This is a genomic window from Streptomyces lanatus (assembly GCF_014655715.1).
In the GTDB taxonomy this organism is placed as follows: Bacteria; Actinomycetota; Actinomycetes; order Streptomycetales; family Streptomycetaceae; genus Streptomyces; species Streptomyces lanatus.
Window position 1 is genome coordinate 1 of the sequence record NZ_BNBM01000032.1, and the last position, 26,160, is coordinate 26,160.

Sequence of the window (26,160 nt, forward strand, 5' to 3'; positions counted from 1 at the left end):
CCTCGAACTCCTTGCCGTCGGCCAGGGTGACCTTGACGCCGTCGGCGGTGTACTCGGCCTTGGAGAAGAAGGTGCCCAGGTTGAACTTGATGCCGCGCTTGCGGAACGCGCGCTCAAGAAGCTTGGAGGAGTTCTCGTCCTCGACCGGGACGAGGTGCTTCAGGCCCTCGATGACGGTGACGTCGGAGCCGAAGGACTTCCACGCCGAGGCGAACTCGACGCCGATGACGCCGCCGCCCAGGATGATCGCGGACTTCGGCACGCGGGCCAGGACGAGGGCGTGGTCGGAGGAGATGATCCGGTCGCCGTCGATCTCCAGGCCCGGCAGCGACTTCGGCACGGAGCCGGTCGCCAGCAGGACATGGCGGCCCTGGACGCGCCGGCCGTTCACGTCGACGGAGGTGGGGGAGGACAGTCGGCCCTCGCCCTCGATGTAGGTGATGTCCCGTGCCTTGACCAGACTCGTCAGTCCCCTGCACAGGCTGTCGACCGTCTTGTCCTTGTAGCGCTGCACCGCGGGCATGTCGATGCTCTCGAACGTGGCCATCACGCCGAAGAACTGTGCGTCGCGGGTCCGGTCGGCGACCTCGGCAGCGTGCAGCAGGGCCTTGGTGGGGATGCATCCGTTGTGCAGACAGGTGCCGCCCAGCCTGTGTCTCTCGATCATCGCGGTACGCAGTCCCAGCTGCGCCCCGCGCAGAGCCGCAGCGTATCCAGCGCTGCCGCCCCCCAGGACAACGAGATCGAAGTCCTCGGCAACGTCGATCATGTGTTCCTCCCGGTCGTCGTGTTGGTTCTCGGACAGCGGATCGCAGCCGTCGGTCGCAATCCGCCTCGACGAAGCGGACGAGCCGCCGCATGTCCGGGTACGGATGACCCGCACGAGCCCGTCTCCGTCCTGTCCGTCCTGTGGCAGTGGGGCGTGGTCGCACCAACACCAAGAAAGGCCTACCGGCGTCGATTCCGCGTCTACTCCCCGTCGGGGTCCGTCCCCGAGATGCTCCTGCACCCGGGACGGGCCTGATGGGGCACTGGGCAGGCCGGACCGGTGCCCCAACAGGAACAGGCACGCCGTGCAGATGCCAAGGCCGCGCCCGCTGCGCGTCCTTCAGGTATCCAGGAGTGACGGAAGCCGCGCGCGGGAAATCCCGGGCCGTCGATGGGGCGCGTGGGGGAGGTTCGCCGGCCGGCCGGTCGCGGGGCCAACTCTGCCCGGGCCCGGGGCGCAGCCGTCCATACCGCGGGACCACACCCCCAAGCACCTCCCCCACCATGTTGGGAACGATCGGGCAGGTGCACGATCTGCTCCTTACCCACCAGGGCGCCCTGCTGCCGAACGGGCGCATCCCGGTTGGCGGAGGATGTGGAGTCGGCGGACCTCAGCGGCGTGGCAGGGACGCCCACGTTCTTCGTCAACGGGCTCCGGCACTACGGCGTGTACGACATCGCCAGTCTGTCCGCCACAGTGCGCGACGCCCGTGATCGGGACCGGGCAGGCGTCGATATGAGGTAGACAGTCGGTCCACACGACGGTGGTTGGCTGTGCCCGCGGTTGCGACGAGTGTCGCCCTTCTCTGTGCCGTGGCCGGCTCCCCGCCACAGAGAGGCGTAGGAACCAGCCCTGAGCGGTGGGCGGTTCCTTCAGCGACTCGCCCCTAGGGCATCGTCGCCATCGCTCCGGCCCGCTCCCTCGTCCCCGGGGAGCGGGCCGAACCCGGCCCGGCTGGCTGCCTCCTTTGCGACCGTGGAGGCGCGCCTCACGAGACGACGGAGGGTGCCGATCTCAATGGTTCTGTCTTGGACTTGGAGGATCGGTGCGGTACTTCAGAGTTCCGCCACTGCCTCCCGCAGGTACATCTCCAGCCGCCTGATCGATGCGGTCACGCCTCTCGTATCGAGCCGGCAGGTGTAGAGACGCCGGACGACCGTGGGCTGCCGCATGGGTAGAACGACGACGCTCGGTGGAGCGTCCAGCAGCAACAACCGCGGCAGCAGGGCGACGCCGAGGCCCGCCGCGACGAGATTGAGCGCAGTACGGAAGTCCATGCCGTCGAAGTCCAAGCGATGTCCGCTTCCCCGGTCGCCGCTGACGGGTGACGCCGCCAAGTCGCGGAAGTCGACGGCGGTGTTGATCCATGCGTCCGACGGCAGATCGGCCGGGGTGACACTGTCGGCTCCGGCCAGGGGATGACCGGCGGGAAGGACGACCATGATCGGATCGTCCAGGAGGTGGTCCTGCCTGAGCCCGGCAGGCACTGGCCCGGGAGCGTGTTCGTAGTCGAACGTGATGGCCAGGTCGATCTCTCCCCGGAACAGCAGCGTATGCGTTTCGCGCTGCTCGAGTTCACGGAGTGTGATGTGCACTGCCGGATGGGTGGCACGCAGGCGGGCGAGCGCGGGAGGGACGATGGAGGCTGCCGCCGAGATGAACGCGCCGAGCCGTACCTCGCCGCCAGTTCCGTCCGCGAGCGCCGCGAGCTCGGTGGCAGCGCGACTCATCGACATGCTGATCGCGGCCTCGGTGTCGAGAAGAACCTGCCCGGCCTCGGTCGCACGGACGGGCCGTCGGACCACGACTCGGGCACCGACCCGTCGTTCCAGCTCCGCGATCTGCTGCGAGACCGCGGACTGGGTGTAGCCCAGCTCCTCCGCGGCAGCGGCGAACGAGCCGAGCCGCACGACGGCCGCAAGGGTCACCAGGTGCCGCGGATCGAACAACCAAGACATGAAGTTAAGGATAGCTTATCGATGATGAAGATATCATTGCTTGCGCTAATCCAGCGGGGTGACTGACGCTGGACGCATGGACTTCACGCAATTCGACACCGCGGTCAACAAACTCCCCCGCCGCCGGATCGGCTTCTACCCCACTCCGTTTCACGCCTTGCCCAATCTGTCGGCGGCGTACGGCATCAACTTCTTCATGAAGCGCGAGGACCTGGCAGGCCCCAGCGCGATCAGCGGGAGCAAGATGCGCCTGGCCGAGTTCATCCTGGGGCGGGCCCTCGAGAACGGAGTGACACACGTCATCACCCAGGGCGCATACCTGACCAACTCGGGTCTGCAATTCGCCGCCGCCTGCCTGAGCGCACGAATCACGCCCATCCTGGTTCTCACGCGGAACGTGCCCCGGCACGGTGAACTCGGCGAGTTCCGCGGCAACTATCTGCTCAACAAGACGATGGGTGTCGAAACCCACGTCATCAACGTCAGCGGCAACGAATGGCATTCTTCGAACGAGGCCGCGCGGATCAGCGACGCCATCGAGACGCGCAAGGCCGAACTCGAGGCGCAGGGACACAAGGTCCTCGTTGTCGGAACCGGTGGTGCGCACCCCGACGGTTTCATCGCGCACGCCCTGACGTTCCGGGAAATGCTTGAACAGTCCGATGCCGCAGGCGTGGAACTCGACTACGTCTACCACACGATCGGCACCGGGACCGCGCTGCCGGGACTGCTGGCAGCCAAGCTGAGTCTGGGGCACCCGGTGAAGTTCCGGTCGATCTCCATCCAGAGGGTCAACGACGAAGACCGGATGAACCCCGGCGTGATTGTCGAACGGACCAAGGCGGTGCTGGCCACCTTGGGCGCGCCCGTACCCGACGACGCGACGATCCGTGCCGAGATCGACATCGACCAGCGCTTCATCGGCGAGGAGTACGCCGTCGCGTCCGCCGAAAGCACAACTGCCATCCGCGAGCTGGCCCGAGCCGAGGGCGTCTTCGTCGGCCCGGTCTACACGGGCAAGGGACTCGCAGGAATGCTCGACCACGCGCGCAGCGGGCGGATCCCCGCCGACAGCAACGTCGCGTTCCTGCACACCGGAGACACTGGCAACCTGTTCGAAATCCCCCAAGTCGTCGGCCACATCGCCGACTGAGCCCACAGCTCCCGCCCGGTGGACGGCCGAGCGCGACGAGCACGCGATCACCGTCTCGGTTGAAATCATGTGCAGATGAGCACGATCTTCTTGCCGCCGGCCCCTCCGGTGACCACCCGGGCGAACGCCTCAGGTCCTTCGCTCAACGGCAGGGGCTCCGGCGCGAGTTTCAAGGCTCCCGCAGCCACCTGCTCCGCCAGCTGAGCGAGCTGGGCCGCGTTCGGCTCGACGTAGAGGTTCCAACTCGTGATACCTCGTACTTCAGCAGGCGCGTCCGACGTCACGGAACACAGGCGGCCGCCGTCCCGCAGCAGAGGCAGGGCGGCGTCCGCTGTGCCGGCAGCGATGATCAGTGCGGCATCGAACCCGCCGCGCACCTTGGCCGACCAGTCCGGATCGTGGTAGTCGACGATCTCGGTCGCTCCCAGACCGAGCAGACGCTCGGCGGCGGCAGCGGACGCTGTCGCGGTCACCTCGATGCCCTTGGCTGCGGCGAGCTGGATGGCCAGCGCTCCGGTGGCCCCGCTTCCGTTGGTGATCAGGAGCCGCTGCCCTCGGGTGAGGCTCAGCTTCTCCAGGGCCTGCAACGCGGTGAGCCCGTTGACGGGCAGTGCCGCGGCTTCGAGAGAGTCCAGTCCTGCGGGGCAGGCCGCCGCGTGCGCCGCGGTGATCAGAACGCGTTCGGCCCAGAACCCGCTTCCCCCGGGCAGCGGCGCCTCGTGCGCGAGTACCCGGTCGCCCACGGCGAACCCGTCGACGCCCGCGCCGACGGCCAACACCTTGCCCGCACCCTCCACTCCCAGCGCGGCCGGCGGGCGCAGCCCAACGTCCCACCCGGCGTTGTTCAGCAGTCGATCCCAAGGACCGACACCGGCCGCCTCGACCGTCAGCAGAACCTGGCCGGGGCCAGGAGACGACGGCTCGGGCAACTGCAGCAGGGTGACGTCCTTCTCCACCCCGGAAACTCCACACGCTTTCACAGTAGTTCTTTGTCCTTTTCGCTCAATCCGGCTGACGGGGACGTCCGGGCCGGATACTCACAACGTTCCCAGCACGATCGAAACCTGGCGGGCCAATTCAGGTACGACCTCGGCCGTGAACCAGGTGTTCCTCGCGTGCCAGCCGTAGTTCAGCGGTGACGGGTGCACCAGCGGGAAGTCGGTAGGGAAGTATTCGTCATAGGACCGTACGGTCTCAGTAAGGTTCGCCTTGGCCCGGCCCGCGAGATAGAACCGCTGCGCGTGGGCGCCAATGAGCACTCGGAGAGTGATGTCCGGCATTCCGGCGAAGATCCGTGGATGCCACCGAGGCGCGAAGTCCCTGCGCGGGGGCAGATCACCCTTGACGCCCTTGCCCGGGAAGTAGAAATCCATCGGCACGATGGCGAACAGTTCGGGATTGTAGAACTCGTCGTCCCGCACACCGAGCCACGAGCGCAAACGCAGGCCGCTGGCGTCATCCCACGGTATGCCGCTTTCCTGGGCACGCCTCCCCGGCGCCTGGCCGATGATCGCGATCCGCGCGGACGGCGACCCGGCCCACACGGGACGGTAGCCGAGGTCGCGTGCCCACGCGTTGGACGGATCGGACGTCAGCTCGTCCATGACTGCACGCAAGACGTCGGTCAACTGCACTCCGGGTTCATATCGTCATTTCCGTTCTACTGGTCGTCATTTCCGTCCAGCTGGATGTCCGCCCCTGAGACGCTCCAACACTGCTGTCATGGCTACGGGGCTCCCGCCCGGGCGGCTGGCCGGGCGGAGTCCGGTGCGGCTGGCGTTCGAGCCGGAGGCTGCGCTGCGCATCGGTGGAGACGGTGACCGGCTCGCCGAAATGCCACAGCTCCAGCGGTGCTCCCTCCAGGAGCGTGTAGGTGACGCGGGAGTGCTCGATCTCGACCCGCAGCCTGCGGCCCCTGACCTCCAGCCTGAACGCCAGTCGACTGATCGCCTCCGGCAGTTTGGGCGCGAAGCCGAGAGAGTCGCCTCGGGGCCGCATTCCGCCGAACCCGGCGACCAGTGCCATCCACGTCCCCGCGAGGGAGGCCATGTGGAGTCCGTCGCGGGTGTTCATCTCCAGATCCTCCAGGTCCATGAGGGCCGCTTCGTGCAGGTACTGGTAAGCGAGGCCCAAGTGGCCGACCTCTGCGGCCATGACGGCCTGGCAGCAGGCCGACAGAGAGGAGTCGCGCACCGTCAGCGGCTCGTAGTAGGCGAAGTTCCGTGCCTTGTGCTCCGCGTCGAAGAACTCCCCGCGTGTGAACATCGCCAGGACCAGGTCCGCCTGCTTGACCACCTGCTTGCGGTAGAGGTCGTAGTAGGGGAAGTGCAGCAGCAGCGGATACTGATCCGGGCTGGTACCGGCGAAGTCCCACGGTTCGAGGCGCGTGAAGCCCTCGTGCTGCTCGTGGACGCGCAGTTCGCTGCTGTACGGCACATGCACGGCGTCGGCAGCGTCCCGCCAGGCGGCGGCCTCCTCGTCGTCCACCCCGAGTCGAGCGGCACGGTCCGGGTACCGGGCGACGGCGTCAGCCGCGGCCGTCAGGTTCGCGGCCGCCATCAGGTTCGTGTACGTGTTGTCGTTCTTGACCGCGGTGTACTCGTCCGGCCCCGTGACACCGTCGATGTGGAACCGCCCAAGGCGGTCGTGGTGCCCCAGGGACCTCCACATGCGCGCCGTCTCCACGAGCAGCTCCAGCCCGCAGTCCTGGTCGAACTCCTCGTCGCCGGTGGCGGACACGTAGCGTACGACCGCGTCCGCGATGTCGGCGTTCACATGGAAGGCGGCGCTGCCGGCCGGCCAGTAGGCCGAGCACTCGGCGCCCTCGATCGTCCGCCATGGGAAAGCGGCGCCCCGCAGCCTGAGTTGGGTTGCCCGTTGCCGGGCGGCCGGGAGCGTCGACCGGCGCCACCGCAGGGCCGCGCGCACGGCCGAGGGCTCGGTGTAGGTCAGCATCGGCAGCACGAAACTCTCGGTGTCCCAGAACGTGTGACCGTCGTACCCAGAGCCGGTCAGTCCCTTGGCGGGCAGGGCGCGTTCCTCCGCGCGGGCGCCTGCCTGCAACACATGGAAGGTCGCGAAGCGGACGGCCTGCTGGATCTCCGCGTCGCCGTCGACCTCGACATCCGCACGGGACCAGAACCTGTCGAGGTACTGGCGCTGCTCGGCTACCAGCCCTCGCCACCCTGCGCTGTCAGCCGCGGCGAGGGCGGCGTCGACCTGGTCGCGCAGGCCCGGCAGCGTACGGGTGGCCGACCAGCCGTACGCGACCAGTTTCTCCAATCTGAGCCGCTCCCCCGCTCTGAGCGTCGATGTCGCTGTCAGCCGGGCGACATCGCCGCTGCTCTCGCTGCGGAGCTGGGTACCCTCCGGGCCGCTCACTGTATGGCCGACCGCGGCGGCAACTCGCAGCCCGCTGCGGCGGGTGCGGTGGAGCAGCCTCAGCCTGCTGCCCTCGGATGCGTGCTCCAGTGACTCGAGCGGCGACCGCGGCGCCTGCGCGGCCCGGGGGTCGCCCCCGGACTGGGGCAGCTCCTCGTTCGCGACCAGTTCGGACTGCACCACGACGCGTACGTCGCACTCCAACGGCTCTACCTCGTAGAGGATTGCTGCGACGGATCGCTGCGTCAGGGACACCAGGCGGGAAGACCGCACCCTGACCCGGCGGCCGGCCGGCGAGGTCCACTCGCAGGTGCGGTGCAGCAGCCCGGAGCGCAGGTCCAGCACCCTTTCATGGGAATGCAGCCGGCCGTAGCGCAGATCGAAGGGCTCGTCGTCCACCAGCAGCCGGACGATCTTGCCGTTGGTGACGTTGACGATCGTCTGACCCGACTCGGGGTATCCATAGCCCACTTCCGCGTACGGCAGGGCGTGTATTTCATGGACGCCATTGAGGTAGGTGCCGGGCAGTCCGTGCGGTTCGCCCTCTTCCAGGTTGCCGCGCCAGCCGATGTGCCCGTTCGACAACGCGAAGACGGACTCGCTCTGGGCAAGCAGGCCGAGGTCCAGCGCGGTCTCCCGCAGTACCCACGGCTCGACGGCGTAGGACGGATGGCTGATCACGTCCGGTTCCGCCGATCGGGAGTACCTGCAAGGTCACTCAGGTCGCTGACGACCGTATCGGCGCCATGCGCGTACAGGCCGTCGGCCTGGCCCGTCCGGTCGACGCCGACCACCCACCCGAAGTGCCCCGACCGGCCGGCGTCCATGCCTGCCTGCGCGTCCTCGAAGACAGCACACTCGGAGGGGTGCTGCCCCAGGTCACGGGCCGCCGCCAGGAAGGTGTCGGGGTGGGGCTTGCCCCGCAAACTCCGTTTCGCGGCCACGACACCGTCGATCCACGCGTCGAAGAGTGTCTCCGCATGCGCGGCCCTCAGGACCTCGCGGCAGTTGGCGCTGGATGTGACGACGGCTGTGAGCAGCCCCTGCTCACGGGCCGCCACGAGGTAGGCCATGGTGTCCTGGTAGACCCCGACTCCCTGCGAGCGGATCCTGGCCTCGTACAGGTCCGTCTTCCAGTGACCCAGGCCGTGCACCGTGTCCAGGCCCGGGGGGTTGTCGGGACTACCGTCGGGCAGTTCCATGCCGCGTGAAGCCAGGAAGCACCGCACGCCGTCGGCTCTCGGCCGTCCATCGACGAACTCGCGGTAGTCCGCGTCCACGGAGAACGGGCGGAATCCGTCGCCCTCCCGCTTTCGCAGGAACGCGTCGAACGTCTCCTTCCACGCGGCAGCATGCACGGAGGCCGTGTCGGTGATGACGCCGTCGAGGTCGAAGAGACAAGCCCGTATCAGGGCAGGCAGGCCAAGCGCCACAGGGTCGTCTCCCTTGCGAGTGCCGGTGAGGCGGCCAGTCTTGACTGTCCCACGACGCTCGCGGAAGGCTGGTAGACCTCTGGTAGACGCCGGATTCATCGGCCGATATCGCCAGCCTGGCCGGGTGGCAACTGAACGTTGCCATGCTCCTGTTCGGGGCCTGCGCGTCCGACACCGGGTAGACAGGCGGTAGATGTCCTGGCGCTTCCCGGTCCAATGCGCGGCGTTGTGATCCGCATTCAAGCCGCGGCTCAATCCTGCGGGTAGTCGGAAAGTCCCGGCCACTCATCGGGCCCACCCCCCTGCCACTCGATGAGGTCACTCTCCTCGACTTCGATCCGATCGAGGTCGGCGAGTCGGAGGATCTCGATGACGTCATCCAGATGGGAGGCAACTCCCAGGATCACATCACCCTCGGTAACGCGACGGGAGCCATCCAGCGCCGGGGCGTGCACCACGATGTGCGGAAATTGGGGCGATGACTGCGTCATGGCTCACCTCGCTTTTGCGGAGTCGAGTGCCGATGGCTGGGCAGTGGTCTTACACGGCAGGACAGATTCGGGGAGTGCTCAGGGGGCGTCAGGAAAGGATCCTCACAAGTGCGGAGAGTTCCTGAGGCCACGCGGCGTCTGAAGGCGTCCCGTATCCCACGACCAGGGCATCGGCCATGGCGCTCATGGCCCGTTCATGGCGGTACCGGGACAGGTCAGCCACTCTGAGACCTTGCCGGGCGGCCGACTGAAGGACCCGCTGCCCGGTCCCGGGCGGCAAACCGAGCACGGTTTGCAGGCCGGCCGATGTCCCAATGGCGCGCACCCTTGGGGCGTGCTGGGCCAGGGCCGTGATGAGAGCGTCTCGTCGATCCCGGTAGCGTCGACGTGCGGCACGTACATGATGGTCGTAGGCGCCGGAGGTGATGAATTCCGCCATCGTCAACTGGCTGAACACGTCGCACGAGTCGATCTGCCCCTTGGCCGCCACGGCATCCCCAACGAGCCTGGGAGGTAGCGCCATCCAGGCCAGCCGCAGGCCAGGAGCAAGGGTCTGGCTGGCGGTACCCAGATAGACCACGCTCTCGGGGTCGAGTCCTTGGAGCGCTCCGACAGACTGGCGGTCGTACCGGAGCTCACCGTCATAGTCATCCTCCACGACCAGCCCGCCGGTCCGTCCGGCCCAGTCCACGACGGCCGTCCGGCGATCGCGTTGCAGGGTCGTGCCGACGGGGAACTGATGGGCCGGCGTGAGCAGGACCGCGTCGGTGCCGTCGGGTGGTACCGGGTCGGTGCCGTGCACATCGAAGGGGAGCGGGAGGGTCTGGAGCCCGGCAACTTCCAGCAGGCTCCAGTGCCCTGCCAGACCGTAGGACTCGACGGCGACGTTCCTGGCCCCTCGTCCGGCCAGAACCTTGCTCATGATTTGCAGGCCGTGGGAGACGCCGGCACAGATCAGTACGTCTTCCGCGCTCACGCACACACCCCGGCTTCGGGCGAGATGGTCTGCGATTGCGACCCGTAGTTCTGGCCGACCGCGGGGATCGCCGTAGCCGAGCGCGTCGTCGGGGGCGGCGGCCAGGGCGCGGCGTGTGGCCTTCAGCCAGGCCACGCGAGGAAAGGCCGCGAGGTCGGGGCTCGCCGGAATCAGGTCCTCGCAAGTGGCGCCGGATCGATCGGCGACCGAGCGCGCCGAGATCGGCCGAGTGATCATCCTGCCTGCCACGAGTGTGCCCGAGCCACTGCGGGCGGCAAGCCAACCCTCGGCAACGAGGTCGGCATAGGCGTCGGCCACCGTGTTGCGGGCAAGGCCGAGGTCGGTGGCGAGCCGGCGGGAGGAGGGCAGTCGTGTTCCCGGGGCCAGGTGACCGGTGCGGACAGCTTCACGCACGGCTTCGGCCAGGGCATGACGCGCACCTCGGACAGCTCGAATCGCGTCAGGGGTGATTCCCGAAACAGCCCAGAATTCCGACACGGGTGTGGACGTTATTGGCGGCCTCCTACCCCCACTGCCCGCCCGGTCAGCCCTCATGGGCCTGTCTCCTGTGTCCTTCAAGGCAGTCTTCCTCGCTCAACGTGATGTCCGATCGGTCACACCCGCCGCCGTTCGACACCAAAGCCGCGCCAGCCGCCGGGCGGGCCCGCGAGGAATGGGCTCCGCCGGGACACGAGCCCGTCGAGGTCCGGGGCGGGCCGTACATGTCGGCAATCCGAACGGCTACCCCGGCTTCCCATCCATGTCGCGGGCTCCGGCAGGTCAATGGCTATTGATAGCGCCCTTCGAAGAGGGTCCCACTCCCGAGATCCGAGAACCGGAGGCCGACGACCCTTCCCTCGTCCACCATCCATCGGAGGTCGTACGAGGCACGGAAGGAGGGCGGCCAGAACGAGCAGAAGCGACCGTTCTCGTCGACGGACCACGTGCCCTCCGACTCGCGTCCGCCTTCGACGTAGCGGGTGGCCCCGTCGGGGTCGAAGGACTGCGTCGCGCCGTCGGTGTAGACGAGGAGGCCGGCGGTGACAGCGGCCGGGATCTGGTCGGGTGGCACAGGGGCGTCGTCTTCGGCGGATACGCCACCGAGTTTCGTGATCACTGTGTGTCCTCCTGTCAGGCACCGCGGATTCCGCGGCGCCGGCTCGATCGGATGCGTGCGGAGAGGGACCCGGTGGGAGACGTCGATCCCGCCCTGAAGCCTTGTGCGACGGGGTGGAGGGAGGCAGGGGGCCGCGGTGCTGAAGCCGGCAGGCCGTCAGGTTCCGGCGGTGCCCTCCTTCAGCGCGTCGAACATGTGCAGATACTGGCCGTAGCCCTCCCGCTCGAGTTCCTCTGCGGGATGAAGCGCAGGGCTCGGTATCGTCCCGCTGGGTCATGCGGTACTGCTGGTCCGTGAGCTGTGCGATGCGCTCAGGGTTTCTTGCGGTATTCCGGCATCTCTGCCTCCCGGATAGCGCAGTGGCGTCTTGGTTTCTGCGTCGTGCGCCTCCCGTGTTCTTACCGCGACGCCCCCGGTCTGGGGCCGGGAGCACGGGTGTGCACGCCAACGCACGAGCGGCGAACCGCGCCCTCGGGACATACGCGCCCGACAGAGGTCAGGCCGTGGGGCTGCCGGCCTCGGAGGCGAACCAGATGCCCGGGTGGCTGGGATCAATGACGTCCGCGTACTTCACGTGCTGCTTGATGAACCGATCGACGGCAGGGCAGTAGACCGTGGCCTTCTGTTGCCTCTCCCGCAGGTCGTCCAGGACCACCTGGATGAGGATCTGGGCAAATCCCCGGCCACGATACGTTTCGTCGACCTCGGTATGGCCCAGAACTCGCCGCTCCCCGACGATGCGGTACGACAGGGTTCCCGCCTGCGTTCCGTCCACGTAGAGCACATATTGGCGAGCCTCCGGATCGTCAACGACCTGGACACGCCGTGCGCTGTCATCGAACAAGACCTCGGCCATGACCTCACCCCTTCGCACAAAACCTCATCCCCTGTCTGCACCACGGCAAGCCGGACCAACGGGCACATGCCGACTCCAGAAGGGTCCCAAGAGTCCACTATCCAGCTTGACGGAGAGACTTGGCAACCGGGTGATCGCCGCCCGCAAAGCTGCCTCAACACTGATGCCGAAACAGTCTCCCTTGAGGTCCGCGGTCGGAAAACTGGACGATAAGGTCCATAAAATACGTCGCGATGAGGCAGTAGTGAACATGTCCGGGCGGCCTCGGCATCATCGACCAGGCGGGCGCATGCAGATCATTCGACACGGACACCCACTCCACATCAATTTCCACTGATCCGCGTGGTAAGACATCGGAGTCCGGCGCCACGGATAGTCGCAGACCCAAAGTGCCGTGTGGGCGAGGACCGGTACAGAGAGGCATCAAATGAAAGCAATCGTGGTGACGGACAAGGCTGCCGGCACGGCTGGGATGAGTCTGGTGGAGCGGCCGGACCCGGACGTGGCGAGGCTCGCCAGTCTCGAGGGTGCGAACTACGGCGACGTCGTCGTTCAGGTTCATGCGTCGGGATTCACTTGGGACGAGTTGGAGTGGCCCTCGACCTGGATCGATCGCCTCGGCCGTGACCGGACGCCTTCGATCCCCGGACACGAACTTGCCGGAGTCGTCACCGCCCTCAGCTACGGCACGGCCGGCCCGTCGGTGGGAGAGCGGGTGTTCGGCCTTACGGACTGGACCCGCGACGGCACGCTGGCGGAATACGTAGTCGTCGAGGCCCGTAACCTCGCACCGCTTCCGGGTGACGTCGACTTCACCACGGGGGCGGGCCTCGTGATGTCGGGCCTGACCGCGTGGCAGGGACTGTTCGAGCACGGACGGCTCCGGGCGGGACAGAGCGTCCTCGTGCACGGTGCGGCCGGCACTGTCGGTTCGATGGCAGCCCAACTCGCCCGCGAGGCCGGCGCCTATGTCATCGGCACCGGGCGCGCCGGCGGTCGTCAGACGGCGCTCGACTTCGGCGCGCAGGAGTTCGTAGACCTCGAGAACGACTCACTCAAGGACATCGGCGGAGTCGATCTCGTTTTCGATGTCTTCGGTGGAGACATCGGCAGGCAGTCCGCGGGTCTGGTCCGAATCGGAGGAACGCTGGTGACCGTCGCCGGGGTACCCGAGGCACGGCCGGCCGAGGGCCTGGCCGTCGACTTCGTTGTGATGCCCGATCGCGCCCAACTGAGTGAGGTCGTCCGGCGGGTGCGTGATGGGCGGCTCCGGACGAACATCGGCAACATCGCGACCTTCGACGACGCCGTCGCCGCCTTCAACCCGCCCAAGCGGGCCAGGGGAAAGACGGTCATCCGCGTTCGCCCGTAGAACTCGACGATCACCATCGCCGATTCAAGGGTGGTTCGTCTAGCCGACCACCGTGCTGTCTGATCGCGGTCGCATCTGCTGCGGGTTCCGGGCACCGAAGACGGTGAACAAGGTGGCGACGAGGGCGAGTCCGCCGTATCCGAGGGCGATCTGTGGCAGCGAGAAGGAGCTGGAGAGTTGGCCGGCGATCAGGGCAGGGATCGTCGCACCGCTGTAGGAGAGTAGGTAGATCGCGCTGAAGATCGGTGCCCGGTCGGCCAGGGAACTACCGTGCAGCAAGCCGCGGGTGGCGGCACTGATGGCGATGCCTTGACTCGCTCCGGCGACGACGGTTGCGGTGATGAACAGCACCAGTGTGCCCGTGGCGATCGCTGTGATGATGCCGATCATTCCGGCCAGGAAGGCGATCATGCCGAGGCGTTGGGCTCTCGCGGGTGTGAACCGGCCGCCAAGGGGGGCGCCGAGAGCACTGGGACCCATGTAGGCGGCGAATACCACTCCAAGGATGAGTGTGCTGCGGGTGTGGAGTTGATCTTCGACCAGCGCGGGCACGAACGCCTGGTAGAAGGCCCCGGCCGCCCAGGTGGCCAGGAACACCGCTGCCGCGACCGGGAGCAGACGTCTGACCCGGGCTGGTACGCCGACCCGGGGTCGCAGTGATCGCCAGGCGCCCGGCGTCGGAGTTGCGGTTTCCGGACTGATGGCGATGAGTGCCATGGCCAGAAGGAGGAGGCAGATGACAACCAAGTAGATCAGGTCGCGTGGCCAGGGGCCGAACTGGACCAGGGCCCCGGAGGCGATAGCACCGACAGCGAGGCCGAGCATGACTGTCTGGCTGGAGGCGACGGAGGCCAACCAGGCCGGCCTGCTCGGTGCGGAGTCGACTATGTAGGAGGTGAGGCTGCTGCTGGCCAGCCCGGCGCCGAGGCCCATGATGAGCCGACCGGCGATCAGGACACCAATGTCGTGAACTCTCAACAGCAGAAGGCAGCCCAGCAGGAGCAGGCCAAGGCTGGCGATTGAAATGGGTCGCCGGCCCAGATGATTGGACACTCGCCCCAGGAACAGCAGTGTGGTGAGGGTGGCGGCGGAGTAGGCGACGACTGTTATCGATATGCCGGCGTTGGTGAATCCGTCCTCGGCCCGGTAGACGTTGAACAGCGGGATCGTGGAGCCCACCGCGGCAAACGCGGCCACCAAGGAAACCACCGCGGAGAAGAAGGCCAGCCGGAGCGTTCTGACGCCGCGGGCAGGGCTGGTCACTGGTGCCGCATTGTGCATCGAGCCACGTCTTTCTCTTGTCGTGAGCCACCCCTGGGTTTCTGCGGGGTCCCAATCCGAGTGAACGGATGTCTCACGGCCAGGACCCCCCACGCGGGACGGGGTCAGGTGCCGGGAGCGATCGCACAGGCCGAGACACAGACCCAGGTGCCGTCGCGCTTCTGGTAGGCGTCCGTGTACAGCGCTTCCTGCTCGACTCCATCGGCGAGCATGGTGTAGGTCGAGCGGCCGTGGATCAGAGCAACATCACTGAGGATGCGGATCTTGACGTCGTGCACCGCGAGATCCTTGAAGGGCCGTGGCTGAGCGATGAATTCGAGGAACTCGGCACGGTTGCGAGTGATCCCCGGAGTCTGCACGACGAAGTCTTCAGCGAGGAGCTCGCTGAAGCGCTTGGCATCGCTGGCCTGGTCGGCGCGAACGTAGTCGAGGTTGAGCTGTTCGAGGATGGCCAGATCTTCGGCCGACTGCATGGTGTCGCTCATTTTCTTACTCCCTCTGTGAGCGGTTCACGAGTCGTTGCAGGTGCGCACAGCGACCGGTGTTGTCGTGCACGCGGTTAGTGTCAGTCCGCCACGCCGTCTTACCGACAGGGTCGCGAGTGCCGCTTCAGGATGTTGTCGGGCTGGGGGTGCGCCGCGGGCGGGAGCGCGAAGCACTTCTCCCCGCCTCGGCCAGCTCTGCCTCGTCCATCCCGCCCCATATCCCGTACTGCTGCGCCGTGTCGAGAGCCCAGTCGGCGCACTGCTGACGGACGGAGCACGTACCGCAGACAGCCTTCGCCTCCTCGGCCTGACGGCGGCCTGGTCCTTGAGGACCGACGGGGAAGAACAGGTCAGTCTCGCAACCCCGGCAAGCTGCCTTCTCACGCCAGGTCAGCACGGTGCGACCTCGCACGCCCGGGACTGCCGTCGCAGCAGCACAGAAGAGGGCTGTGAATCTCTCAGACGCCGGCTTCCGAACTCTCGAACGCACTGAATCCCGCTCCGCAGGAGGAACCGGTGGGAACGCCCATCGGAAGGACGCCGCTGGTGACCGGGCACGCCCGGTGACGGGTGTCTCATCGCCGGCCTGGCCGTCCGTGCGCAGGCGGTGCCAGCTGTGCCTCGGTCGTGGCGAGCAGAGTGTTCCAGGACTCCTGGAACTTTGCGACGCCCTCGTGCTCCAGCTGCTGAACGACTTCTTCGTAGGAAATGCCGAGGCGGGCAATCGCATCGAGGTCGGCCCGAGCTTGTTCGTATGCACCGCGGACGCTGTCGCCTACGGTGAGGCCTCGGTTTTCGACGGCGAGCAGGGTCGCCTCCGGCATGGTGTTCACCGTATTCGGCGCTATCAGCCCGGCGACGTACTTGGTGGGTTCGTAGGAGCTGTCCTTTACTCCTGTGGAGGCCCACAGCGGCCGCTGCTTATTTGCTCCTGCTTGCTGAAGCCCCTCCCAGCGCTGCCCAGAGAAGATCCCTTCGAAAGCCTGATAAGCCAGTCGGGCGTTCGCGAGCGCTGCCCGGCCTCGAAGGGCTTTTGCCTCTGGCGTAGCGAGGGCGTCGAGGCGCTTGTCCACCTCTGTGTCCACGCGGGACACGAAGAACGAGGCGACCGAGGAGATCTGCGACAGGTCCCGCCCGGCTTCCCTGGCTCCCTCCAACCCTGACAAGTAGGCGTCTGCGACCAGCCGGTAGCGTTCCAGCGAGAAGACAAGGGTCACGTTGACGCTGATGCCCTGAGCTGTGATCTCGGTGATGGCAGGAAGTCCTGCCTCGGTCGCCGGGATCTTGATGTACGTATTGGGGCGGTCCACCAACCAGGTCAGGTGCCGCGCCTCTGCGACCGTCGCCACAGTGTCGTAGGCGAAGCGCGGGTCGACCTCGATGGAGACACGACCGTCCTGGCCACTGGCGGAGGCGAGGAATGCAGGACGCAGGACGTCAGCAGCGGCGCGCGCGTCCGCGGCGGTGATGGTGCGGACGGCCTCCCCAGCAGTCACTCCCCGGGCTGCCAGCTCGGACATCTGGGTCTGATACTCCGGCCCATGCGAGATGGCGTCGTTGAAGATCGTCGGATTGGTCGTGACACCTACCACGTACTGCTTGCTCGCCAGCTCCGCCAAGCTGCCTGACACGATTCGGCCACGTGAAAGGGTGTCGAGCCATACGGACACGCCGGCGTCCGATAGGCCCTTCAGAGCACTGGTCATGTCGGTCGCACCTTCCGGGGACGGAACAGGGCGTATTGGGGACCGCGGCATTGAGTACGAACCTGTGTGTCGTCCGATGTTGTCGCCTGACTTTGGCGCGAAGTGCGCCCGGCTGTCTTCGTGCTCAGGCCCACCCGCTACGCCCGCAGGCCGGAGTCCCTTAGCTCGCCTTGATAGTAATCCGCTGACAAGAAACGGGGCATGGCGGATGACCTGCTTGTCGACACGTAGTAGAGACAGGGTGGATGGGGTGTCTGAAGCACCTCGCTGCAACACCCACGCCAGGGAACGCCGTGAGGAGCCACGAGCGCCTTACCCGGTCAAACCACTGGAGTTGTGTCCTAGCTCGTCTACCGCCGCATGACCTGCGCGTCTACCGGTCCGTCTCTCACAAATCTCCCTGGCGTCTACCGGACAACGGGCGGTCTCGCAGCGGAAGCGGTGCTCTACGCAACGACGCCGTTGTAAGCGACGGGGCGGCTGCTCGATGCCGCGATGCTGGGCCAGCTGCCCGGACGCCGCGCCCGTTGCCGCGCTCCAGACTTGGCTTGAACGCACTGATGCGCATCTACATCCTGAGGCATGGCAGCACAACGGCGCGACCGACGAGCTGTCCTGGGAACTGCCGTAACCTCAGGGCTGGCCACGCTCCCCCCTGCTGCGTCGTGGACTTCAATCACAAGAGTCGTGAAACTGTCTCAAGAGTAAGAAGAAGCCGGCTGGCACGAACAACCAGCGCTGTTTATCCGTACCATCTGTACGCCGAGGCATCTTGCGGCACGGCGGTCCCCCTGCCGGGCCGTCGATACCTCGCCCAGGAGGGCGTCACGCACATGCGACACAGCCCTGCGCATCGTCCATTCGCCGAGGAAAGATAAGGCCCATGCCCGAGACAACAGCTCCCACCACTGAACTCACTTCGCAGTACGTCACCCAGGTGACCAACGACCTCGAGCGCAATGTGAAGGAGCAGGAACGCATCAGTGCGGAGATCGCGTCTCTACAGGAGCAGCTTGCCGCAGTGCAGCACGACCACACGGTACTTTTGAACGTGCAACAGGCGCTCGGTGTCACCCAGGCGCCGGCCCAGCCCGCGGCGGAGGCCGAGAGCGCCACGGTGCCTTCCCCCCGCCAGAAAGCCGGCACCGTAGGCGGCAGGAAGCCAAAGGCCCGGACGTCCACCGCCGCAGCGAAAACGGCAGCGCCCAAGGAGCCCAAGGCAAAGACCGCCGGTACCAAGACGGCGGCCCAGCCCACCTTGGTCGAGCTGATCCGCCGTCACCTCCTCGAACTGAAGGAACCGCGCTCCGCAGCGGACATCTCTGCCGCACTCGACGAGGCCCACCCCGAACGCCAGATCACGACCAAGGTCGTGCGGATCACACTCGAAGGGCTCGTGGCCAAGAGCCAGGCGGAGCGCACCAAGCAAGGTAGGTCCGTCTTCTACATCGCTCCCGCGCCGGCGGCCACGTCGGAAGCCGAAGGGGAGCCCCAAAACGCCGACCTCTGAGGCTGTACGCCGCAGTCTCACGTGCTGTCGGCCAGTGCAGGCGGCGTTGATCCTCAACTACGCGGTCCGGGGCTCCGAGCCTGTCCTTGTCTGCCTTCGCAAGGTGGCGGACGGGAACTTCGCTGGTAGGGGCAGCCTGCCCAAGGTCACCCCTGACCGCTCCAGCGGCCCGCCACACCCCAGCCACCGTGTCCACTACCCGCTCGCCGCCCGGTGCACCACCAACAGGGCGCCCGGCGCGCGCACCTCGCCGCAGGACAGGCGGTGAACTCCTCACGTACCCTTCGAAGGCAACGGCCGCCCTGCCATGCACTGTCATGCATCACTCGCGAATTGCCTTGCGCATCCAACGACTTGAGCAGCCGTGCGACCCGGTCCCCAACAGCGCGCACAACATCCCCGAGACGAAAGACGGCGACGCCCATCCGGGCCCTCGGCGAGGCTCGCCTTGCCTGCCTCATGCGTTGCGCCATCCCCGTTGGCGGACCACCGATCCGACGCACCCGTTCCATCTGCTTGCCGGTGAGTACGAGGGGATCCTCGTTGGCGGATCCTCGGTCAGCCCGCCAGCGGAGAGTCGCGGTCGTTGCTGACGCCGGTGGTCCAGGTCTCCATACCGATCTCGAGGTTCGGATGGAAGGTCCACGACCAACGACCAATCGCTATGGCATGGAAGCAGCGTTTGCGCCGCTGTCCTGACCACGTCCACACCACCCAGACGTCAGCGGCGTGTCCGGATACCTGGGCGGTTAGGGTCGACGACACCGGCATACTCGGGATGCTCGTCGATGAATGATCGGACTACCGGGCAGATGATCGTCACCTTTGCTCCAGAATCGGCGACATCATCGAGCGCGCTGGCAATCAGCTCCGCGGACACACCATGATGCTGGTACTCCGGTTCCACTGCGATCGAGATCATCGCGACCCTGCCGGCCGTCAACTGGTAGACCAGGGTCCCGATGCGCTCCGGCCCGAGCCACGCGTCGTATGTCTCCGCCTTGGTGTCCTTCGCCACATGGATGTCGAGGTCTGTGTACTTGTCTCTGTCCATGCCATGACAGCGCCGCAGAGCAGGTGATTCTTACTCGTAAGAATCACTAAATAGGGGTGGTGACGGCCCAGGGCCGTGGTCAATCAAGGTGGCCGCTCTAGTCGACAGACCTCAACGGTGTGACAGTGACACCCACGTTCTTACTGAGCGTTTGGTCCGGTGTTTCGTGTTTGGTCCCGGGTCAGGTTCCGCGCCAGTTCGGGGTGGCTTCGCCGGTGAGTCTGTGGGCCATGAGGTCGATCTTGGCGAGGTGGATCATGGCTTCGGAGCGGTGCGGGTGGCGTTCGTAGTCGCGGGCGAGCCGTCGGTGGTGCATGAGCCATCCGATGCTGCGCTCGATGGTCCACCGTCTCGGGATGATCGTGAACCCGCGGGTACCGGGCGGCCGGTGGACGGGGTGGACGTCGATGCCGAGGCGGGCGCCGTGGTCGATGGCGGTGGTGCGGTAGCGGGCGTCCACCCAGGCCTTCGTGATGTGCGGGTGGGCGGCGGCGATGCGGGACAGCAGGGTCACGCCGGCCGCGGTGTCGGAGACACTGGCGGCGGTGACTAGCACGGTCAGCAGCAGGCCGAGGGTGTCGCAGCCGAGGTGGCGCTTGCGCCCGATGATCCGCTTTCCGGCGTCGGTGCTCTGCTCGGCGGGGCACGTTGGCGGAGGTCTTGATGGTCTGGGAGTCCAGCACGCAGGCCGACGGCTCGGCGTCACGGCCCTCGGCTTCGCGGACCAGACGCCGCAGCAGGCCGGTGAGCTGCTCGAAGACGCCGTCCTGCTGCCACTTGGCGAAGTACCCGTACACCGTGGCCCACGGGGCGAAGTCGTGCGGGAGGTAGCGCCAGGGGATGCCGGTGCGGTCCACGTACATGATGGCGTTCGTGATCTGGCGCAGGTCGCGTTCGGGTGGTCGGCCGATGTCCAGCGCACGGGCGCGGCGCTGGTCCCGCCAGGACGTCAGGAGGGGCTTGATCAGTTCCCAGCGCGCGTCCGACGGGTCGCTGGGATAGGGGCCGTGCGGAGTCATGTTTGCGAAGTAGCCGACCGCGACCGGCCCCGCCACCGGTCAAAAGGCGGCGCTCGGGGGCGTGTTGGGAGCAGACAGGAGCAGCCGGAACGAAACAACTCCCAGGCATCGCCGACGCGTCGACTGTCCCATCAAGCACAGCGGCTCTGGCACTGCAGGGCTCTGGAATCGACACCAACTCGACCGAGACAGGACCAAACGCTCAGTTAGATGTCGTCTCAACTGGCTTGATCACTAGGCTGACCGCCGTGGTGGCCATGGTGGAGCGTCTGGTACCAGACAAGTTGTGGGAGTTGTTCCAGCGGGTAGTTCCGGCGGCTCCGGTACGACCGCAAGGCGGGGGACGCCGCCGTTACGGGGGCCGGCAGGTGCTCTACGTAAACGCTTAGCCGCGCAACCGCTCCGCGATCTCCACAAGGTGCCGACCCTGATAGTTGGCCGCGTCCAGGGTTGCCTGATCGGGCCCTTCGCCTCCGCCGCTCGGCCAGCTCGTCCCATAGGGATTGCCGCCGGCCCCGAACAGCACCGGATTGGTGTAGCCGGGGGGAACGATGATGCAACCCCAGTGGTAGAAGACGTTGTTGAGGGACAGCAGCGTCGACTCCTGGCCACCGTGACGATTCGTCGCCGAGGTGAAACTCGTGACGGGCTTGTTGTGGAACACGCCGGCCTGCCACAGTGCTCCGGTCGAGTCGATGAACTGTTTGAGCTGGGCCGACACGTTTCCATACCGGGTCGGTGTGCCGAACGCGTACGCCGACGCCCACTCCAGGTCCTCCAAGGTCGCCTCGCGGACCGAGTCCTTCATGGTGTCAACGTGAGTTCGCCAGGCCGGGTTGGCGTCTATGGCTGTGTCAGGCGCCAGCTCGGGAACACGTAGGAGGCGAACTTCAGCTTCTCGGCCTTCCCCACCCTTCGCGAGCGCTTCCGCCAGCTGGTGGACATTCCCGGTGGCGCTGTAGTAGATGACCGCGAGGCGCACAGCCATGAGCGAACTCCTTTTCTGCATAGTTCGGTTCACAATCGACGGAGATGTTTCCCGTCGGCAGCAGGGATCGTTCTCGGTTCGTTCTGGACGGTGAAGCGACCGGCCCTGTCACCCTCCATGCCTGGAACGGGTTCGAGGGAAGTACCGTCGGATCGCGCTCCCGGACCTGGTTGGTTCGCCTGACGACCGGAGCCGGCCGCCAGTCAATGAGTGAGCGCCCGGAAAGACCAACTTCTTACCTCTGGCCGTGCCGAGCCGCCTCCGTCTCCGCCTCCTGCACCCCCCCACGAATCCATCCCTATATGCCCAGACTGATATGTACCGACTACGGTGTGGACCCTGATGTGCCCCGGGTCTGATGGAGTCAGGTTGCTGGAGAATTGACCGTCCAGCAGCATCCGGAGGCAGTCATGCCCCGTAGTTATCCTCCCGAGTTCCGTCGCAAGGTCCTGGACTTGGTCGAGTCCGGCCGCAAGGTCGCTGAAGTCGCCCAACTCCTGGGAATCAGCGAGCAGACGATCTATGTGTGGCGCCGTCAGCGATTGATCGACACTGGTCAGCTGCCCGGCACCACGACCGCTGAGAATGCCGAACTGGCCGCCGCGCGACGGCGGATCGCCGAGCTGGAAGCGGAGGTGAAGATCCACCGCAGAGCTGCTGAGCTCCTCGGCGAGACAACCTCCCCAAGAGGCGGTTCGAAGCCATCGACGTGATGGCCGGCGAGGGCCTACCGGTCCAGCTGGCCTCCCGGGTCCTGCACGTGGCAGAGTCCGGCTACTACGCCTGGCGCAGCCGACCGCCCTCGGCCCGCTCGGTCAGACACGCGTGGCTGACCGAAGCCATCACGAGCATTCACACCGACTCGCGCGGAACGTATGGATTCCGCCGTATCCATGCTGAGCTGGACCTCGGGTTAGGCATTCACGTCAGCCACGGCACGGTGGAACTGCTCATGCAACGCGCCCAGATCCACGGGCTGCCCGGCAACCGGCGGCCCCGGCCACGGCACGAGACCCCGTCGGCGAGCGACCTGGTGGAGAGGAACTTCCGCCGCACCGCGAGAGACCAGCTGTGGGTCACCGACATCACTGAACACCCCACCCGGGAAGGCAAGGTCTACTGCGCTGTCGTCCTGGACGTCCACTCACGACGAGTCGTCGGCTGGTCCATCGACGCCTCAGCCACCGCCGCTCTGGCCACCAATGCGCTGAGCATGGCGATCGGCAACCGCCGCCCACGGCCGGGCGCCACCATCATCCATTCCGATCACGGGGTGCAGTTCAGCTCCTGGGCCTTCACCGAGCGCGCCAGGTCCAGCGGGCTGGTGGCCTCGATGGGCTCGATCGGCGACTGCGCGGACAACGCGCTGATGGAGTCCTTCTGGGACGAGTACAGACAGAACTCCTCAACCGCCGACGCTGGCGAACCCGGATGGAGCTCTCCACCGCACTGTTCGAGTACCTCGAGATCTTCCACAACCGGCAACGCAGGCACTCCGCCCTGGGATTGCTCACCCCAGTCCAGTACGAGCTGCAGCAACCGCCTGTAGCGTGAAACCCAGCGACGCGGCTCCATACAAGTCGGGGCACATCACCCCGCTGTCTCAGAGCCGTGAGTACAGGACCCCGCACGCAGCCTGACGACCACACCGAATGTGTCTGTCGAAGCGGAACCGGCGCGGTAAGAAGTTCCTTCTCCCGGGCGCTCACTTCTGAAGAGGTCTGAAGAGCCAACAAGAGAGCAGCGTGCAGCCGCCGGTGTTACCCCGGTACCTGGGCATGCATGGCAACGATGAAGGAGACGGATCCATGCCTCTCGAAGGTGAGTACGAGCCGAGCCCGGAGCAGTGGGTACGCGATCAGGTGGAGCTGTACGAGAGTTCCGGCGGGTCGAAGGGGAACACCTCGCCCGACATCAGGCTGCCGGTCATCATCCTGACGACCCGGGGTGCGAAGAGTGGCAAGATCCGCAAGACACCGCTGATGCGGGTGGCGCACGAGGGCATGTACGCGGTGGTCGCCTCGCAAGGCGGTGCGCCGAAGCATCCGGTCTGGTACTTCAACGTCAAGGCCGATCCGCACGTCGAGTTGCAGGACGGCCCGGTCAATCAGGACATGCGGGCACGTGAGGTCACCGGAGCCGAGAAGGCCCAGTGGTGGGAGCGGGCGGTCGCCGCTTACCCGCCGTACGCGGAGTACCAGCGCAACACCGACCGGGAGATTCCGGTATTCGTACTGGAGCCGGCGAACTCCAGCGCAGACTGACGGTGCTCGGCCCGCTGATCATCCCCGGCCCAGTCCTCATTGTTTCTCACCCCGGGCGCCGCAACGGATCGCTCGTGCGCAGGTGGCTGGTGATGCTACGGCAACCCCACGTGGGGATGAGGCGCTGCGGGCATCCTCGTTGCTCGAGCGGCAGCAGCGACACCTGCGGTGCCTCAACTCCTTCTGCGGGTTGGGGCGCTGGCGAGAGCGATCGCCCGATTCTTCGGTCCACGTCAGGACCAAGGACCGACCAGTCCTGAACATTCGACCCTCGGTGAGTACCCACTCTCGGCGTGGAACGGGATCGTCATGGCGGGAGCCTCTGCTCCAGACCGCAGTGGTCCCCGCCGATGCGGACCTGCTTCCACCGATCGGCATTTACTCCCAGTCAGGCATCGGTCGGCTGCGACACGAAGGCCGCAACCGCTTCGCTGGAGTGGACCAGGAAGGTGAAGGTCTCCTCCAAGTACAGGGGGACGCTGGTCGCATCGTGGGAGAGGTAGCCGATCGACACGTCCTGGCCAAGGTGCATCTCGAAGTCGCCGCCGCGGGTGGAGAGCGGGAAGGCGCCGTCGATGGCGGGCGCCCAGACAATGTCTCCGTCCAGCAGCCTGGCGATGTGCTTGATGATCGGGTAGCCGTGGTCTGAAGTCTCACTGACCGCCGTGTACGTTTCCGCGCTCAGGGCTAGAGAGTAGGCGCCGTCGACACCTGCCAGTCGCAGGGCAGAGACCGCCTGGCTGATCGCGTCCGGGTAGTCGCGGACGTCGGAGGGCAGCGTCACGGGTGAGTTTGAGGAGCTCTCGCGCAGGCCGGCGATGGCGGCGGCCGCATACCCTTCGAAGACGGCCCGGTCCTCGGCGAAGGCAAGCCGCCGGGCGGCGTCCTTGGCCGGCTGCCAGTCGGCGTCCTTGGCCTCGAGCGACGTCGTCGACCTGGCGGCGGTCGACGGTGAACGGGACACGCAGCTCGACCATGGGCTGGAAGCGGCGCGTGTGGGCGATCACGCCATCGGCGGGGGCGTCCACCCTGTCGAGGTGCCCTATGGTCACACCCCCCAACTCGACTCCGCACGGCTTCGGGACGTCGACGATGCGTCGTGCCGCCGCGTGCCGTTTGAAGGTGCGTCGGATCTCTTCCTCCAGATCGCTCCACGCGGCAGCGGAGAGGGGAGCCAGTTCACGGTGCAGATTGTCCATCGGGTGTGCTCCGCTTCAGACTGCCGATCCCCAACGACGTGTCGGGGAACCGGGGTTGGCTGTCGGGTGTTGCGGTGGCGGCGGCGTGTTGATCGGTGGCTGCTTTCCCCGATTCCACGCCGGGTGGTGCAGGCAGGTCATCCAGGAAGTCAGCCGTGGGGACGTGGAACAGGCATCCGGTGACAGGCGTGGAGAAGTCCAGGATCCGATCGTGAGAGGCGTCCGCAGTACCCAGGAACATCCGTTCCAGCATCGCCTCCGTCACCGTCGGGGTGCGGGCATAGCCGATGAAGTAGGTGCCGAACTCGCCGCGGCCAACAGTGCCGAAGGGCATGTTGTCGCGGAGGATCTCGCGTTCCGTGCCGTCGGGGTCGGTGATCGTAGTGAGGGCGACGTGCGAATCCGACGGCTGGCTGTTGTCGTCCAGCTCGATGTCCGACAGTTTCGTCCTGCCGATGATCTTCTCCTGTGCCTCGACAGGCAACGCGTTCCAGCCGGCCAGGTCGTGCACGTACTTCTGCACGATCACGTAACTCCCGCCGGCGAACTCTGCGTCCTCATCCCCGATCAGGACCGCGTTGCTCGCCGCGGCGCCGGTGGGGTTCTCCGTGCCGTCGACGAAGCCGAGCAGGTCACGTTTGTCGAAGTACTGGAAGCCGTGTACTTCGTCGCGCACGGTCACCGCTGTCCCCAGCCGGGTCATGATCTCCGTGGCGAGGGCGAAACACAGGTCCAGGCGCGAAGCGCGGATATGGAAGAGCAGGTCGCCCGGTGTCGACACCGCGCGGTGCACAGGCCCGTTCAGTTCACGGAAGGGGTGCAGTTCCGCGGGGCGGGGCCCGGCGAAAAGGCGACTCCATGCGTGCGATCCGATTCCGGTGACGCAGCTGAGCCTGCCCTCGGGCTCGGCGCGGAAGCCCGCAGCCCGTTGCAGGGAGTTCAAGTCGGACAGCACGCCCCGGGTAACCGCTTCGCCGCCAGGGTCGATCGTGGCGACGAGGAAGATGGCCGCGCTTGTTAGGGGACTAAGAACCGGCTGCGGTGTCGGTGCCGACGTCTCATCGGTCATGTGCCCTGCCCCTTCCAGCGGAGTGCCCGAGGTGGCACGGGAGCCCAGTACGCGTGTCGCGACGAGCGACGTGGATGCC

Annotated in this window: 21 protein-coding genes and 5 pseudogenes; 7 read left to right on the plus strand and 19 right to left on the minus strand. The window is 66.6% G+C overall.

The features are described 5' to 3' along the window. A partial coding sequence (locus IE325_RS45030; RefSeq protein ID WP_190076031.1) for an FAD-dependent oxidoreductase occupies positions 1 to 769 on the minus strand: 769 nt, incomplete at its 3' end. 570 nt (positions 770 to 1,339) lie between these two features. Here IE325_RS45030 and IE325_RS46575 point away from each other — a divergent pair. Next, positions 1,340 to 1,513, plus strand: a pseudogene (locus IE325_RS46575) (DsbA family protein); the annotation flags it as partial. A gap of 311 nt (positions 1,514 to 1,824) precedes the next feature. Here IE325_RS46575 and IE325_RS45035 read toward each other — a convergent pair. Beyond that, positions 1,825 to 2,727, minus strand: coding sequence for a LysR family transcriptional regulator (locus IE325_RS45035; RefSeq protein ID WP_190076032.1), 903 nt, complete (start codon positions 2,725 to 2,727; stop codon positions 1,825 to 1,827). Between the two features lie 76 nt (positions 2,728 to 2,803). Between IE325_RS45035 and IE325_RS45040 the strand changes: the two genes are divergently transcribed. Then, complete coding sequence (locus IE325_RS45040; protein ID WP_190076033.1) at positions 2,804 to 3,880, plus strand: 1-aminocyclopropane-1-carboxylate deaminase/D-cysteine desulfhydrase; 1,077 nt, start codon at positions 2,804 to 2,806, stop codon at positions 3,878 to 3,880. Positions 3,881 to 3,945: 65 nt separating this feature from the next. On the opposite strand, the gene IE325_RS45045 is transcribed toward IE325_RS45040, so the two are convergent. The 8 genes from IE325_RS45045 to IE325_RS45080 form a co-directional block, all read right to left on the minus strand. Continuing rightward, positions 3,946 to 4,836 (minus strand): NADP-dependent oxidoreductase, encoded by an 891-nt coding sequence (locus tag IE325_RS45045; protein WP_190076034.1) that lies wholly within the window; start codon positions 4,834 to 4,836, stop codon positions 3,946 to 3,948. Positions 4,837 to 4,917: 81 nt separating this feature from the next. Then, positions 4,918 to 5,484, minus strand: coding sequence for a uracil-DNA glycosylase family protein (locus IE325_RS45050; protein WP_190076035.1), 567 nt, complete (start codon positions 5,482 to 5,484; stop codon positions 4,918 to 4,920). A 37-nt stretch (positions 5,485 to 5,521) separates the two neighbouring features. After that, the gene (locus IE325_RS45055) at positions 5,522 to 7,942 is read right to left on the minus strand and encodes a glycoside hydrolase family 65 protein (protein ID WP_190076036.1); all 2,421 of its coding nucleotides are present in this window, start codon (positions 7,940 to 7,942) and stop codon (positions 5,522 to 5,524) included. Next, the gene (locus IE325_RS45060) at positions 7,939 to 8,694 is read right to left on the minus strand and encodes an HAD family hydrolase (RefSeq protein WP_229912547.1); all 756 of its coding nucleotides are present in this window, start codon (positions 8,692 to 8,694) and stop codon (positions 7,939 to 7,941) included. Before IE325_RS45060 ends, IE325_RS45055 begins: the two co-directional genes overlap by 4 nt. 251 nt (positions 8,695 to 8,945) lie before the next feature. Then, a complete protein-coding gene (locus IE325_RS45065; RefSeq protein ID WP_190076038.1) occupies positions 8,946 to 9,185 on the minus strand; it encodes a hypothetical protein in 240 nt (79 codons plus the stop codon). A gap of 88 nt (positions 9,186 to 9,273) precedes the next feature. After that, positions 9,274 to 10,659: a MocR-like pyridoxine biosynthesis transcription factor PdxR gene (pdxR, locus tag IE325_RS45070; protein WP_373315363.1), complete on the minus strand. Its 1,386-nt coding sequence runs from the start codon at positions 10,657 to 10,659 to the stop codon at positions 9,274 to 9,276. A 289-nt stretch (positions 10,660 to 10,948) separates the two neighbouring features. Then, positions 10,949 to 11,278, minus strand: coding sequence for a hypothetical protein (locus IE325_RS45075; protein WP_190076040.1), 330 nt, complete (start codon positions 11,276 to 11,278; stop codon positions 10,949 to 10,951). A 496-nt stretch (positions 11,279 to 11,774) separates the two neighbouring features. Further along, complete coding sequence (locus IE325_RS45080; RefSeq protein WP_190076041.1) at positions 11,775 to 12,134, minus strand: GNAT family N-acetyltransferase; 360 nt, start codon at positions 12,132 to 12,134, stop codon at positions 11,775 to 11,777. A gap of 427 nt (positions 12,135 to 12,561) precedes the next feature. On the opposite strand from IE325_RS45080, the gene IE325_RS45085 reads away from it, so the two are divergent. After that, complete coding sequence (locus IE325_RS45085) at positions 12,562 to 13,506, plus strand: NADP-dependent oxidoreductase (protein WP_190076071.1); 945 nt, start codon at positions 12,562 to 12,564, stop codon at positions 13,504 to 13,506. Positions 13,507 to 13,545: 39 nt separating this feature from the next. Here the strand turns inward: IE325_RS45085 and IE325_RS45090 are convergent, their stop codons facing one another. The 4 genes from IE325_RS45090 to tal all read right to left on the minus strand — a co-directional run bounded on the left by IE325_RS45090 (position 13,546) and on the right by tal (position 16,978). Continuing rightward, on the minus strand, positions 13,546 to 14,769 hold the full coding sequence (locus tag IE325_RS45090; RefSeq protein ID WP_229912548.1) for an MFS transporter: 1,224 nt from the start codon (positions 14,767 to 14,769) through the stop codon (positions 13,546 to 13,548). A 122-nt stretch (positions 14,770 to 14,891) separates the two neighbouring features. Further along, positions 14,892 to 15,272, minus strand: coding sequence for a nuclear transport factor 2 family protein (locus IE325_RS45095; protein WP_190076043.1), 381 nt, complete (start codon positions 15,270 to 15,272; stop codon positions 14,892 to 14,894). A 124-nt stretch (positions 15,273 to 15,396) separates the two neighbouring features. Continuing rightward, the gene (locus IE325_RS45100) at positions 15,397 to 15,762 is read right to left on the minus strand and encodes a WhiB family transcriptional regulator (RefSeq protein WP_308437725.1); all 366 of its coding nucleotides are present in this window, start codon (positions 15,760 to 15,762) and stop codon (positions 15,397 to 15,399) included. 85 nt (positions 15,763 to 15,847) lie between these two features. Continuing rightward, positions 15,848 to 16,978, minus strand: coding sequence for a transaldolase (gene tal / locus IE325_RS45105; RefSeq protein WP_190076044.1), 1,131 nt, complete (start codon positions 16,976 to 16,978; stop codon positions 15,848 to 15,850). 883 nt (positions 16,979 to 17,861) lie between these two features. Here tal and IE325_RS45110 point away from each other — a divergent pair. After that, complete coding sequence (locus IE325_RS45110; RefSeq protein WP_190076045.1) at positions 17,862 to 18,488, plus strand: hypothetical protein; 627 nt, start codon at positions 17,862 to 17,864, stop codon at positions 18,486 to 18,488. A gap of 721 nt (positions 18,489 to 19,209) precedes the next feature. On the opposite strand, the gene IE325_RS45115 is transcribed toward IE325_RS45110, so the two are convergent. Together IE325_RS45115 and IE325_RS45120 are read right to left on the minus strand one after the other, a co-directional pair. After that, the gene (locus IE325_RS45115) at positions 19,210 to 19,542 is read right to left on the minus strand and encodes a GNAT family N-acetyltransferase (protein WP_190076046.1); all 333 of its coding nucleotides are present in this window, start codon (positions 19,540 to 19,542) and stop codon (positions 19,210 to 19,212) included. A gap of 181 nt (positions 19,543 to 19,723) precedes the next feature. Then, positions 19,724 to 20,561, minus strand: a pseudogene (locus IE325_RS45120) (IS5 family transposase). A 257-nt stretch (positions 20,562 to 20,818) separates the two neighbouring features. Between IE325_RS45120 and IE325_RS45125 the strand changes: the two are divergent. Further along, positions 20,819 to 20,935 (plus strand): annotated as a pseudogene (locus tag IE325_RS45125) (IS5/IS1182 family transposase); the annotation flags it as partial. An 11-nt stretch (positions 20,936 to 20,946) separates the two neighbouring features. On the opposite strand, the gene wrbA reads toward IE325_RS45125, so the two are convergent. Then, on the minus strand, positions 20,947 to 21,549 hold the full coding sequence (gene wrbA / locus IE325_RS45130; protein WP_190076047.1) for an NAD(P)H:quinone oxidoreductase: 603 nt from the start codon (positions 21,547 to 21,549) through the stop codon (positions 20,947 to 20,949). A 410-nt stretch (positions 21,550 to 21,959) separates the two neighbouring features. Between wrbA and IE325_RS45140 the strand changes: the two are divergent. After that, positions 21,960 to 23,103, plus strand: a pseudogene (locus IE325_RS45140) (IS3 family transposase). 254 nt (positions 23,104 to 23,357) lie between these two features. Then, positions 23,358 to 23,813, plus strand: a complete 456-nt coding sequence (locus IE325_RS45145; RefSeq protein WP_190076050.1) for a nitroreductase family deazaflavin-dependent oxidoreductase — start codon at positions 23,358 to 23,360, stop codon at positions 23,811 to 23,813. A 388-nt stretch (positions 23,814 to 24,201) separates the two neighbouring features. Here IE325_RS45145 and IE325_RS45150 read toward each other — a convergent pair. Together IE325_RS45150 and IE325_RS45155 are read right to left on the minus strand one after the other, a co-directional pair. Next, positions 24,202 to 25,012 (minus strand): annotated as a pseudogene (locus IE325_RS45150) (family 1 encapsulin nanocompartment shell protein). Beyond that, the gene (locus tag IE325_RS45155) at positions 24,993 to 26,081 is read right to left on the minus strand and encodes a Dyp-type peroxidase (RefSeq protein WP_190076051.1); all 1,089 of its coding nucleotides are present in this window, start codon (positions 26,079 to 26,081) and stop codon (positions 24,993 to 24,995) included. Before IE325_RS45155 ends, IE325_RS45150 begins: the two are co-directional and overlap by 20 nt. Between the last annotated feature and the right edge of the window lie 79 nt (positions 26,082 to 26,160).

Coding starts and splice junctions, on each gene's coding strand:
- IE325_RS45065 (WP_190076038.1), bottom strand. CDS start 9,185: ATGACGCAGTCATCGCCCCAATTTCCGCACATCGTGGTGCACGCCCCG.
- IE325_RS45080 (WP_190076041.1), bottom strand. CDS start 12,134: ATGGCCGAGGTCTTGTTCGATGACAGCGCACGGCGTGTCCAGGTCGTT.
- IE325_RS45095 (WP_190076043.1), bottom strand. CDS start 15,272: ATGAGCGACACCATGCAGTCGGCCGAAGATCTGGCCATCCTCGAACAG.
- IE325_RS45155 (WP_190076051.1), bottom strand. CDS start 26,081: ATGACCGATGAGACGTCGGCACCGACACCGCAGCCGGTTCTTAGTCCC.
- tal (WP_190076044.1), bottom strand. CDS start 16,978: ATGACCAGTGCTCTGAAGGGCCTATCGGACGCCGGCGTGTCCGTATGG.
- IE325_RS45085 (WP_190076071.1), top strand. CDS start 12,562: ATGAAAGCAATCGTGGTGACGGACAAGGCTGCCGGCACGGCTGGGATG.
- IE325_RS45050 (WP_190076035.1), bottom strand. CDS start 5,484: ATGGACGAGCTGACGTCCGATCCGTCCAACGCGTGGGCACGCGACCTC.
- IE325_RS45035 (WP_190076032.1), bottom strand. CDS start 2,727: ATGTCTTGGTTGTTCGATCCGCGGCACCTGGTGACCCTTGCGGCCGTC.
- wrbA (WP_190076047.1), bottom strand. CDS start 21,549: ATGGCTGTGCGCCTCGCGGTCATCTACTACAGCGCCACCGGGAATGTC.
- IE325_RS45115 (WP_190076046.1), bottom strand. CDS start 19,542: ATGGACAGAGACAAGTACACAGACCTCGACATCCATGTGGCGAAGGAC.
- IE325_RS45040 (WP_190076033.1), top strand. CDS start 2,804: ATGGACTTCACGCAATTCGACACCGCGGTCAACAAACTCCCCCGCCGC.
- IE325_RS45145 (WP_190076050.1), top strand. CDS start 23,358: ATGCCTCTCGAAGGTGAGTACGAGCCGAGCCCGGAGCAGTGGGTACGC.
- IE325_RS45110 (WP_190076045.1), top strand. CDS start 17,862: ATGCCCGAGACAACAGCTCCCACCACTGAACTCACTTCGCAGTACGTC.